We start from the raw sequence: 11,288 nt of genomic DNA, 5'->3' as shown, positions 1-11,288 counted from the left end.
TCAGGCAGCGACCTGACGCCGGACCGCCGCGAGGCCGAACAGGCCAAGACCCAGCAGGGCGAGGCCAGCCGGCGCCGGCACGGCGACCTCGGAGGCGCTCGCATTGCCGCTGACGCTCGCCGTGAAGTGGCAGATCGTCGAGCCGCAGATGCTGAGCGCCTGAGACAGCGCCGTGAAGGTGAAGCCGATCGAAGACGGGTCCCCAAGGCTGGAGGCGGGGATCAGGGAGGAGGTGAAGGTCACGGAACCCGGCGGATCGGTCGCGACTAGGCTGGCTTGGAAGCCCCCATCGGGCCCTCCCAGGCGCGAACCGGCCAGGGCGATGTCGGCAAAGGTGCCCGACAGGTAGTTGGTGCCGGTGCCGCCCAAGCCGGAAGTGATGGTGAAGCTGCCGGCGAAGGGCTGAAGGATGTCGGTCCCGAAAACCGAGACCGCATTGCCCGTGCTGCTCGCGCTCAGGTTCAGGTAGGCGGTGATGGGGGTGGGGGCGGCGCCCGCGTAGCCCGAGATCGTGATCGCGACATCCGTCCCGGTCAGCGTCGTCGTGAGGCCGCCAATGGAGTTGGCGGTGATGGTGTTGCCCGTCGCGTTCTGGGCCCAGGTGATGATCGTCGTCGGCGCTGCCTGGGCAATGGCGCTCAGGCCAACAAAGGCGGCCGTCGTCGCCAGTAACGCTAGCTTCTTCATAGGAGGTTCTCCTGTCCGTTGAGGTCGTGTGACAGGCCATAGGCCCGTCACACTCGGGTGAAGACGATCAGGCGGTCTTCCGGCGCACCATGCCGAGACCGAGCAGGCCGAGGCCCATCAGGGCAAGACCAGCCGGCGCAGGCACGGGCGTCGAGATCTCGGTGGCGCCCAGGCGGACCTGCTCAAGATCACTGATGAGCGAGATGCCGACGGTCGAGACCAGGGTGAAGCTCACCGCCACCTGGCCATCCAGTGACCCGAGCGTGAAGAAGTTGTTGCCGTTGCCGTTCAGCGCGACGTTGTTGAAGTTGAACACGTTGCCGAACTGGTCGATGGCCTGGAAGTTGGCCGTGCCGTTGGCGGTGGCGTCCAGGTTGAACTGGAGCTTGCCGAAGCCCAGCGACGTGTCATCGAGGGCGATGCTGATGGTGTTGAACGTGCCGTCCTGCGCGCTGATGGTGGCTTGGCCGCCACCACTGATGTTCAGCGTCTCGTTGCTGCTGAAGTTCACCAGGGTGGTGTGCGAGGTGTTGAGGCAGCCCTGCACCGGGTTGCCGGTTCCGGCCGTTCCGCAGGCGTTGAAGATGACGTTGTCCACGTCGCCCGAGCCGCCGACCAATCCAGACTGCAGCGTCAGGGTGGCGCTGGCCGGAGCCGCAAAGGCCAAGCCGCAGGCGAGGGCAGTGGCAGCAAGAAGTGGATTCTTTTTCATCATTGCTCTCTCTTGTCTCTCCGTCGGCCGAACGCGGGTTCGGCATTCCTGAGAAGCAAGAGCCGTGCCAATATTTTTTTTCTTACAATAACAGTGGGGTACAAATCTAATTTTTTATCCGATTTACATTCTGTCAAATAGGCCGACAAAAAAATCTAATTCTTCCGCAACTTTTGCGGAGCACCGCGTAACCGGTCCTCTTGCAGCATACAGAAGGAGAGGAGGGCTGGTTCGCCCTGTCCGATCTGCGTCATCTCGGTCGCCTTGGCACGCATGGGACGTATAAGGTTGTCGCCTTGCCCCCATATGGCTCCCGCCATCAGTAAGCCGAAGCAAGGCAGCACAGCCTCCCTTGTGCCGAGGGGCGGCCCCTGACGGAGTCAGCCAACCCAGCTAGCCCGGAGCAGCGAAACCTTATTCCGCACAATGCGTTACGGCGGAAGTACTAGGTTGATGCAGGCATTTCCTGTTCCGACGCGCCACTCCGGTACGACCGGGGCTTCAGCGAGGGACCGCATCAGGACAAAGAGCCCCCGCCACTTTAAAGGCAACGGGGGCCAAGTTTGCAGATTCTAAATTGTCTCCCAGAATTGGAGACACTCTAAGATGCCGGTTCGGTGGGCGTGCTGCAAGAGGCTTTTGTCTTCACCTTATCTGGCGAGGTTTCGGTAATGGGCATCGGGAAGGGCGTGTCTGCCAAGGCAGACACGCCTTTTCTATTAGACAAAGTGATGAAAAGGGTGAGGCGGCGGCCGCAAAAGCCAATCGTCGAGCTACAGCATCCCCAATACCTCGGCCCTACTCCTTGCCTTTGTCACTCCTCACTATTCGTCTTTGCTCGTCATCCCTCGTGGTTCGTGTCGGGCTGTCGGAACGACTTCACGCAATTCTTGGCCAGACCGATGTCCCTACGGCCGCATGAACAACAATACGCATGCATTCAAACCTGAGCCGAGCGGGACTGTATGAATGAGGGAGTCCGTTGCATGACCGCTTCTGCTTCAAAGCAGATGCTCTTTGGCTAGCCTTAGCGAAACCATATGCAAGGACATGTGTTCTTGGATCACTACCGAACTATTGCTCTCCACAGGTTTGACATTCTCAGTGACCAGGGCCCCATCCCGTCGCCGTGAAGGCGGCAGGGTGGGGCCTTCAACATGGATGGCGTCACACTTTGCAGATCGACGCGAATAGCCTGCGAGGAGCCGACGCACCGCTAAGGCCGAAGGCGCGCAGCCTCACACGCAGGACAGGGACACCCACGTCCTCTGACTGGCGCTTCCTCAGCAGCCGCGACGACCAGGGATAGCGCGTGCCGGCCACGTCGGGCAGTGCTCGGCCCCGACGCACCACCCTCGATCAACCGTAAATCAGGGGGTCCCAGGTAGCGGTTGGTGGTGATCCCGACTGTCAGGTCCCAAACTTCACCATCGCCCTGATCAGGGTGAACCGGCTCGTTGCCCGGCGACAGATCGTCGACCATGCGGCGCTCCTGAAGGCTCCGCAGCCCTCGAACAGAGGAGGTTGTCCTTCGAGCGGCAACTCTACTCCAGGCCCGAATGTGGCGCAATTGTGGCGTATTGCGGCACGATTGTGGCAAATGGGGCGAGGCTTCACAGGGCGATGGTTGGTGGCTTGGCTGTTGTGGGCGCGCAGCAACCGCGCTCGGTCAGCCGCCGCCGAGCGAGGCAAGTTAACCGCTTGAGAACATGACCAAGATTATTTTGCCAAGCACGGAAGAATCTGCTCCCGATGCCGGAGCGGAAATTTCTTTCCCCAGTGACAGGGCCAAAAGGGAAGCGGTTGATGGCTGCGAGTGAGGGCAACGGTATGGGAAGCCTGCCCAAATACAAGAACGCCTCTGCAGGTGTTACGAACCGGCGCAACGCCGTCCGGATCAGGACGATCAGGAACGCTAGGATCAAGTTCGGCAACACCAGCCTGGACTGCGTGCTTCTCGACTTTTCCTCCAGGGGCGCACGCGTGAATGTCGGCAGTGCGACGGACATCCCGAAGAGGCTCGTCATCGTCCTGCACGACAACTCTTCCCATAATGCCGCCCTCCGATGGGCGAGGGATCGTGAGATCGGGCTGGAGTTCATTAAGGAGGGCGAGGATCTTCCCGGCGACGGCCCGTCGCCCGAGAGATCGGATGCGGTCTCGGAGTTGAGCCGCCTGCTGTCGCAGGGGGACCCAGGACGCCTGGCCGATGCTTCGCCAGAGCGTCGGGTGCGTGTCGCAAGGGCGGTCAAGGTGCTGGAGGAAGCCTGCCAGAACCTGCGGAGCGCCCTTGAAGCCTGCGATGAGTAAGGATAGCCGCTAGGGTCGCAGTCCCACTCAGTCGAACAGCGCCAGCAGGGCCTCGCCGGCGCAGCGCCTTGGCTCAAGGATCGGCGCCTCGCCGGCCTTGATCAGGATCACGCTCACCACCTCGATGATCCAGGCGGTGTGCGCCTCGCGCGACAGCCAATACCAGCCCGATACGTCGCCGCTTTCCAGGGCTTTCCTGGTCTGCGCGCGCGTGTCGTTCAGAAGTTCCTCCAGGGCGGCGCGGGGCAATGTCCCCTGCGGCGAACGGAGTGCGTGCCGCAGGGCCTGCGCCGCGTCGGTGGCGGCTTCCAGCGCCAGTTGATCAGGCTTTCGCAGATGGCGGAGGCGCGCGTCTTCGATGAGGTCCTCGATCAGGAAATGCAAGGCGTCCGCGACCTGCATGGCTGGCTCCGTGGCTCTTTCCCGTTCAACGCGCGCCGGTCCGGCATGTCACATCGCGCGGTGAGCCCGGTGCCGTCTCAATCCGCCGTGATGGGTGCGGCGCGGATCACCTCCATCCACTTGCCGATCTCGCGGCGCAGATGGGCCGCAAGCTCCGCGGGCCCGGCCGCGAAGGGCTGCAGGCCGAGTTCGGCGAAGCGCGGCGCGAGATGCGGCAGCGCCTCCTGCGTCGCGGCGTTCAGACGCTCGACGATGGGTGCGGGCGTGCTGGCGGGGACGAAGAGCCCGGTCCAGACTCCCATCTCGAAACCCGCCACCGTCTCCGCCACGGCTGGGATGTCGGGCAGGCCCGGAAGGCGCTGCGCGGAGGTGACGCCAAGTGCACGCAGCCGCCCTTCCCGCGCATGCGGCAGCGCGGAGGGAAGCGTGTCGAACATCACATCCACCTGCCCCGCGACGAGGGCGGTGGCGGCAGGCGCCGTGCTGCGGAACGGCACGTGCAGAAGGTCCACGCGCGCGAGCGACTTGAACAACTCCCCCGCGAGGTGGCTGGAGGTGCCGTTCCCACCGGAACCATAGGTGAGCACGCCCGGCTCGGCCCGAGCCCGCGCGATGAGCGCGGCAACGTCACCGATGCCTTTCGACGGATGCGCGACCAGCAGATTCGGGCTGGTGGCGACGCCGGAGACAGGAGCGAAATCGGCCACCGGATCGTACGGGAGCGTCCGGTAGAGACCGACATTCATCGCCTGCGTGCTGATGGTTCCCATCAGCAGCGTGTACCCGTCCGCCGCACTCCGTGCCGCCGCCTCGGTGCCGATGATGCCCGCCGCACCGGCGCGATTATCCACCGTGACGGGCTGGCCCAGCGCGGCGCCGAGCCGCTCCGCCAGTAGGCGCGCCGCGATGTCGGTGAAGCCACCCGGTGCAAAGGCCACGATCAGGCGGATCGGGCGCGTGGGCCAGGATTGGGCGGAAGCGCCGCGCGGCGCCGAGGTGGCCAGGGCCGCCGCGCCGGCAGCCAGGAGATGACGTCGGGTGGACATGATGGGCGTTGCTCCCTGAACCTCGTTGGTCCGTGCCGGGAAGAGGCACGGGACCGCGCCGCATGGCAAGCTGTGGCCCTTCCCTGCACGGCCTGCAACGATGGATTGAACCCGTGACGTCACGCCATGGCCTGGAAATCCGCACTGCCACGCCGGGGGACGCCGCCGGGTTGGCCGAACTTCTTGAAAGCGCGGGAGACGCAATTCCCGAACGTGACCTGACCGAACGACTGGGCGTGCTGCGGCAAGCCGCGGGCACGGTGCTCATCGCGGTGCAATGGGGTCCGCCGAGTGGCCTGGTGGTGCTGCACTGGTATCCGACACTCGGCGATGCGCGCCCCACTGCGCAGGTCACCACCTTGCTGGTCGGCGTGGAGGAGCGGCGGCGCGGCATCGGAAGGCTGCTGATCAAGGCCGCGTCGCAGGCCGCGCGAAGCGCCGGCTGCGGAAATCTGGAGGTGCTGGCGGGGCTGGAGGAACCCTCCCTGCGCGAATTCTGCCTTGCCACCGGCTTCAGCGAGGCACGGGGGCGCTTCACCCGGTCGCTGCGCAAGCAGGGGTGACGGGCCGGGCGCTTGTCGTGCAGGACGGAGGTGAATAGGGTCCGGCAGGCGTCCGCCGAGAGGCGCCAACGGGAATGCCAGTCGAAGTTCAACGAAACCCCGATCGGGTCTGGCCATGCCAAGGGCCGAAGGGGTTCCGCACAGGAGTTTCGACGATGCCATTCTTCAAGCGGCGCGCGCTGGTCGCCGGCGCCCTCGGCCTTCCCGCCCTGCTCCACCCTCCCGCCCGTGCGAGCAGCTGGCCGAGCCGGCCCATCCGCTTCGTGGTTCCCTTCGTGCCCGGTGGCGCAACCGATGCCTCAGCGCGCGTGATCGCCGAGTTCCTGTCCCGGCGCTATGCAACGCCCATCGTGGTGGAGAACCGCCCAGGCGCGAGCGGCGGGGTCGCGGGCGAGTTCGTCGCTCGCTCCGCCCCGGACGGGCAGACTTGGCTCATCGCCCCGGCCTTCCCCCTCGCGACGGGACCGCTGCTCAACTCCAGGCTTCCCTACGATCCGCAGCGCGACCTCACCCCTGTCTCCATGGTCTTCACCACGGACCACGTCATGACGGTGAACAGCGCGCTGAAGGCGCAGAACCTGCAGGAATTCATCACCGAGGCGCGCGCCCGTCGCGAGCCGCTGCGCTACGGCTCCCCGGGGATCGGATCAGGGTCGCATATGATGGGCGAGATGCTGCGGATGCGGACCGGCCTGGACCTCATCCACGTCCCGTATCGCGGGCTTGCGGCGGCAGTCGCGGACCAGCTCGCCGGGCATATCGAGCTGATGTTCGACCAGCTGCCGACCTCCCTGCCCCATATCCGCTCCGGCCGCGTCCACGCGATCGCGATGACTGGCGCCGGGCGCAACGCAAACCTGCCCGAGGTCGCTACGGTGGCGGAGACCTTGCCGGGCTACGAGGCGCAGTCCTGGAATGCGGTCGCGGTGAGGGCCGGCACGCCGCCGGAGCTGGTCGCGCGGATCTCGGCCGACATCCGGGATGCGCTGAACGACCCCGCTGCCCGGGCGAAGCTTGAGCCGCTGGGCGCGGATTACGCAGCCAGCACCCCAGCCGAGATGGCAGCCGTGCTGCAGGCCGAGGTGACGCGGTGGGAGCCGGTCATCCGCGCCGCGGGTATCAGCATGAGCTGAGGCGGCGCAAGGCGCTTCAGGGAATCTCCAGCCCTGAAGCCGCCTCCACCTCTGCGAGAAGCTGCGCCTCCTGGCCGAGATAGCGTGGCGAGAAGTGAAACGGCTCGACGCGGCGCACCTTTGCCCCGCGCGCGATCTCGCCTGCGGCCTGCGTGGTCAGGTGCCTGCGGTCCAGGGCGACTGCGGCATCGGCGGCGGCGAAAGGCGCCTCGATGAAAAGGTTGTCCGCGTCCCGCGCGAGGGCGATGGCGGCATCACGGTTGGCGGGGGTGTCGGCGAAATCCGTGAGGTAGACGAGGCGCTGCCCAGGCGTCTCCCGGACCAGCTCTCGCAATTCCGCCAGGGGCCGGCTTAGCGCCGCGGCGGCCTCCGAGCGACGGGAATAGACGGGAACTGGATGGTCATCCGGTCGCCCCGAGATGACCGCTTCCTTGAGTCCATCCAGCCATGGCCCGGTGGGAAGACCCAAGGCGTCGAGCCCGGTGCGCCAGATGTTCAGATGGGCCATCTCCTCAATGGCGAAGCCCAGGCAGGGTGTGCCGTGGTCCAGCACCGCCGCGCGCAGGCGCAAGGGACCGAGCGGCAGCACCGTGCCGTCCGGCTTCGCTTCCTGAGGAGGGAGGTCCTCCCATTCGAAGCCCCGATGGAGGCGAAGCCGTACCCGCGCCCATTGCTCCGCCGGGGTGATCTCCGTCACCTCGAAGCAGAGATCGGCCGGAATGCGATCCACAAGGTTCCACGTATAGGCCTGAAGGCGATGGAACAGGCGCCGCGCAAAGCCCTGCGGCCCCACCACGGGCAGCACCTTCTCCCGGCCGATCAGCAGCCGGAGCAAGCGGTCGAATCCCGCCCAATGATCCATGTGCGCATGCGACACCGCCAGGGCGCCCACCCGCAGAAGGTGCCGCGGCGAAAGCGCGGAAAGCTCGCCGCAGTCCAGCAGTATCGCCTCCGTCCGGTGCAGCGCCTCCACATAGAGCGCCGGGTCGCCAGTCCGGCCGTTCAGCAGGCGCGGATGGAGCGTCGGCCTCATGACGTCCAGACGCAGCAGGACCCAGCGCCGCTACCGCCCCTCAACCCGAGGCGCGCCCCGCCGCGTGCAGGAAGTTCAGGTGCCGCTCGTACTGGGCAAGCACGTCTGCGATCAGCCCGTCGCGCGAATAACCCATCACGTCGTAATCCTGGCCGCCTTCGCGCAGGAACACCTCGGCCCGAAAGTAGCGCCGCCGCTCCTTCTCCGCTGCCGGGCCACGCTCGAAATAGGCGAAGCTCGGGATGGTGAATCCGCGGACGCGGATGCCGTAGCGGAACTCCTCCGGCCCGCCGGGCATCGCGATGAGGCGGATGCGGTCCTCGTCGCGCAGCAACGTCGCCTCCACCCCGCGATTGCCAAGCTCGCGGCACACGGCCTCCAGCGCGGGTGCCGCGACGCCGGCCAGGAACCCCTGGACCTCGGCCTGAGTGGGGTAGTGGAGGATGATGTGAAGCTGCCTCTGCCACGACCTGTCCGTGTCGCCTGTCGCGGCCGGCGCCGCCTGCATGATCGTCGCCCGCAGCGCTTCGAGGCGGAGCGCTCGCAGCAGCCCGTAGCACATCGCCAGCATGACAACCGCGAAGGGCAGCGCGCTGGCGATGGTCGCGGTCTGCAGGCTCCTCAGCCCGCCCGCGAAGAGCAGCACCGCCGCCACCGCGCCGGTGAGCACGGCCCAGAAGACGCGCCGCCAGGCCGGCGCGTCCTCCGCGCCGCCGGATGTGATCGTATCCACCACCAGCGCCCCTGAGTCTGCGGAGGTGACGAAGAAGGTCACCACCAGCAGCGTGGCGAGGGCAGAAGTGAAGGTGGCGAAGGGAAACTGCTCCAGGAAGATGAAGAGGGCGACCGGCACGCTCCGCGACACCGCTTCGGAAACCGCAAGGGTGCTGCCCGAAAGCTGCAGCCAGAGCGCGGTGTTCCCGAAGGCGGTCATCCAGACCAGCGTGAAGCCGGTCGGCACGAACAGCACGCCGATCACGAATTCGCGGATGGTGCGCCCGCGCGAGATGCGGGCGATGAACATCCCGACGAAGGGCGACCAGGAGATCCACCAGGCCCAGTAGAACAGCGTCCAGTCGGCGATCCAGTTGTTCGGCTCATAGGCGTAGAGCAGGAAGGTGCGGTTGACGAAGTCGTCGATGTAGCCGCCCGTGTTCTGCACCAGCGCCTTCAGGAGAAAGACAGTCGGCCCCGCCACGCTCACGAAGAGCAGCATGGCGCCCGCCAGCATGATGTTAAGCAGGCTGAGCCGCCGGATCCCGGCATCGAGGCCGAGAAACACCGACACCGTCGCCATGCCGGTGATCACCACAATGAGCACCACCTGGGTGGTCAGCCCCTCAGGCAATCCGACAAGGTGGGCGAGTCCGGCATTGACCTGAAGCACCCCGAGGCCGAGCGAGGTGGCGACCCCGAACACCGTGCCGAGCACGGCGAAGACGTCGATGGCCTGCCCGATCGGCCCGTGGATACGCTCGCCGATCAAGGGAAAGAAGGCCGAGCGGACGGTGAGCGGCATGCCGTGGCGGAAGCCGAAGTAGGCCAGGGACAAACCGACCACGGCGTAGATCGCCCAGGCATGTACGCCCCAATGGAAGAAGGTGATCCGCATCGCCGCACGGGCAGCCTCGATCGTGCCCCCCTCGCCCACCGGCGGCGTCGTGAAGTGCATCACCGGCTCCGCCACGCCGAAGAAGACGAGGCCGATGCCCATCCCCGCGCTGAACAGCATGGCGAACCAGGAGCCATAGCTGAAATCGGGCTCGGAATGGTTGGGGCCGAGCTTCACCAGGCCGTGGCGGCTGATCGCAAGGAAGAGCACGAAGAACAGGAAGATCGCGACGGACAGCATGTAGAACCAGCCGAGCCGGTCCATGATCCAGGCCTGCAGGGCGGTGGAGAACCGGCCGACCGCCTCCGGGGCCAGGGCGCCGCAGACGACGATCGCAACGACCAGCACGGCCGATGCCAAGAAGACCGGTCCCGCCCCTTTGCCCGAGCCATTCTCCCGCGCGGCCTGCGACGTGGTGAGCATGCGCGCCCTTTCATTGCCGGAGTGGCTGCCAACGCGCGGCAAAGGGTTCGGGTTCGGACTGCGTCTCCGGATGGCAGGCTTGCCTTGGCGCGAAGGTTAGGAGGAGAGGCCCTGCACGATCTCGGCCCACTCCACTTCCAGCGAGGTGGCAGGCCTCACGCGCCCCGCCCGCCGGTACCAGTAATCGGCATTCGGGAGGTCGCCCTCCCTGCGGTGCAGATAGGCATGGACCCAGGCACCCTCCGCGCTCCCGACCGACTGGGCGAGGCCATGGGCCTTCTGCCAGTCGCCTCGCGCGTCCCACCACAGCGCCGCGAGGAGCGGCGGCAGGCCTTCCGGGCTGGAGCGGTCTTTCAGTTCATGCACTTTCATGTCCTGCTTCCTTCCGGTGCCGGTCCGGTGATGTCCGCCCCGCGCACCGCACCATATCCTGGCGCGGCTGCCCGCACGGGAGCGGCCCGACCCCTTGTCCCTGGAGTTCTGCATGAGCCAAGCGTCCGACTACACCCCGCCAAAGGTCTGGAGCTGGAACAAGGCGAATGGCGGCCACTTCGCCAACATCAACCGCCCCATCGCCGGCCCGACCCACGAGAAGGAACTTCCGGTCGGGCGGCACCCGCTCCAGCTCTATTCGCAGGGCACGCCGAACGGCCAGAAGGTCACGGTGATGCTGGAGGAGCTTCTCGCGCTGGGCCATGAGGGTGCCGAGTACGACGCCTGGCTGATCCGCATCGGCGAGGGGCAGCAATTCGGCAGCGGCTTTGTCGCGGTGAACCCGAACTCGAAGATCCCTGCCCTGCTAGATCGCAGCGGGGCTTCGCCCGTGCGGGTGTTCGAATCCGGCGCTATTCTCCTCTACCTGGCGGAGAAATTCGGCGCCTTCCTGCCGCGCGAGGGCGCCGCGCGGGCGGAGTGCTTGTCCTGGCTGTTCTGGCAGATGGGCAGCGCCCCCTATCTCGGCGGCGGCTTCGGCCATTTCTACGCCTACGCCCCCTCGAAGATGGAGTATCCGATCGACCGCTTCGCCATGGAAACGAAGCGGCAACTGGACGTGCTCGACCGCCGCCTGGCCGAGTCCGAATACGTGGCGGGCCCGGAATACACCATCGCGGACATGGCGATCTGGCCCTGGTATGGCGGGCTGGTGAAGGGCTGGCTCTATGGCGCGGCGGAGTTCCTGGATGCGCAGTCCTACAGGAACGTGGTGCGCTGGGCGGATGCGATCGGGGAGCGTCCGGCGGTGAAGCGCGGCCGCATCGTCAACCGGACCCAGGGCGACCCTGCGAGCCAGCTCTGGGAACGGCATGACGCCAGCGACTTCGACACGAAGACGCAGGACAAGCTGGCTCCCGGAGGCTAGGCGTCGC

General features: G+C 66.3%; 11 protein-coding genes. 4 read left to right on the top strand and 7 right to left on the bottom strand.

Features of this window, described 5'->3' with window-relative positions:
• Together JTJ31_RS18570 and JTJ31_RS18565 are read right to left on the bottom strand one after the other, a co-directional pair.
• A complete protein-coding gene (locus JTJ31_RS18570) occupies positions 1 to 687 on the bottom strand; it encodes a PEP-CTERM sorting domain-containing protein (protein WP_207540205.1) in 687 nt (228 codons plus the stop codon).
• 67 nt (positions 688 to 754) lie between these two features.
• Positions 755 to 1,399, bottom strand: coding sequence for a PEP-CTERM sorting domain-containing protein (locus JTJ31_RS18565; RefSeq protein WP_207540221.1), 645 nt, complete (start codon positions 1,397 to 1,399; stop codon positions 755 to 757).
• Positions 1,400 to 3,205: 1,806 nt separating this feature from the next.
• On the opposite strand from JTJ31_RS18565, the gene JTJ31_RS18560 reads away from it, so the two are divergent.
• The gene (locus JTJ31_RS18560; RefSeq protein ID WP_207540220.1) at positions 3,206 to 3,709 is read left to right on the top strand and encodes a PilZ domain-containing protein; all 504 of its coding nucleotides are present in this window, start codon (positions 3,206 to 3,208) and stop codon (positions 3,707 to 3,709) included.
• A 27-nt stretch (positions 3,710 to 3,736) separates the two neighbouring features.
• On the opposite strand, the gene JTJ31_RS18555 is transcribed toward JTJ31_RS18560, so the two are convergent.
• Together JTJ31_RS18555 and JTJ31_RS18550 are read right to left on the bottom strand one after the other, a co-directional pair.
• Complete coding sequence (locus tag JTJ31_RS18555; protein ID WP_207540219.1) at positions 3,737 to 4,111, bottom strand: hypothetical protein; 375 nt, start codon at positions 4,109 to 4,111, stop codon at positions 3,737 to 3,739.
• A 77-nt stretch (positions 4,112 to 4,188) separates the two neighbouring features.
• Positions 4,189 to 5,157, bottom strand: a complete 969-nt coding sequence (locus tag JTJ31_RS18550) for a Bug family tripartite tricarboxylate transporter substrate binding protein (RefSeq protein WP_207540218.1) — start codon at positions 5,155 to 5,157, stop codon at positions 4,189 to 4,191.
• Positions 5,158 to 5,270: 113 nt separating this feature from the next.
• Here JTJ31_RS18550 and JTJ31_RS18545 point away from each other — a divergent pair, with 113 nt between their 5' ends.
• On the top strand, positions 5,271 to 5,720 hold the full coding sequence (locus JTJ31_RS18545) for a GNAT family N-acetyltransferase (RefSeq protein ID WP_207540217.1): 450 nt from the start codon (positions 5,271 to 5,273) through the stop codon (positions 5,718 to 5,720).
• A gap of 155 nt (positions 5,721 to 5,875) precedes the next feature.
• A complete protein-coding gene (locus JTJ31_RS18540) occupies positions 5,876 to 6,853 on the top strand; it encodes a Bug family tripartite tricarboxylate transporter substrate binding protein (RefSeq protein ID WP_207540216.1) in 978 nt (325 codons plus the stop codon).
• A gap of 16 nt (positions 6,854 to 6,869) precedes the next feature.
• On the opposite strand, the gene JTJ31_RS18535 is transcribed toward JTJ31_RS18540, so the two are convergent.
• The 3 genes from JTJ31_RS18535 to JTJ31_RS18525 form a co-directional block, all read right to left on the bottom strand.
• Positions 6,870 to 7,886: an MBL fold metallo-hydrolase gene (locus JTJ31_RS18535; RefSeq protein WP_207540215.1), complete on the bottom strand. Its 1,017-nt coding sequence runs from the start codon at positions 7,884 to 7,886 to the stop codon at positions 6,870 to 6,872.
• A gap of 40 nt (positions 7,887 to 7,926) precedes the next feature.
• The gene (locus JTJ31_RS18530; protein ID WP_207540214.1) at positions 7,927 to 9,921 is read right to left on the bottom strand and encodes a BCCT family transporter; all 1,995 of its coding nucleotides are present in this window, start codon (positions 9,919 to 9,921) and stop codon (positions 7,927 to 7,929) included.
• A 96-nt stretch (positions 9,922 to 10,017) separates the two neighbouring features.
• Positions 10,018 to 10,293, bottom strand: a complete 276-nt coding sequence (locus JTJ31_RS18525) for a hypothetical protein (RefSeq protein WP_207540213.1) — start codon at positions 10,291 to 10,293, stop codon at positions 10,018 to 10,020.
• Between the two features lie 112 nt (positions 10,294 to 10,405).
• Here JTJ31_RS18525 and yghU point away from each other — a divergent pair, with 112 nt between their 5' ends.
• Positions 10,406 to 11,281 (top strand): glutathione-dependent disulfide-bond oxidoreductase, encoded by an 876-nt coding sequence (yghU, locus tag JTJ31_RS18520; RefSeq protein WP_207540212.1) that lies wholly within the window; start codon positions 10,406 to 10,408, stop codon positions 11,279 to 11,281.
• Positions 11,282 to 11,288: the final 7 nt, after the last annotated feature.

It is taken from the genome of Sabulicella rubraurantiaca, assembly GCF_017355885.1.
In the GTDB taxonomy this organism is placed as follows: domain Bacteria; phylum Pseudomonadota; class Alphaproteobacteria; order Acetobacterales; family Acetobacteraceae; genus Roseococcus; species Roseococcus rubraurantiacus.
This window is presented reverse-complemented; position numbering and strand designations above follow the sequence as displayed.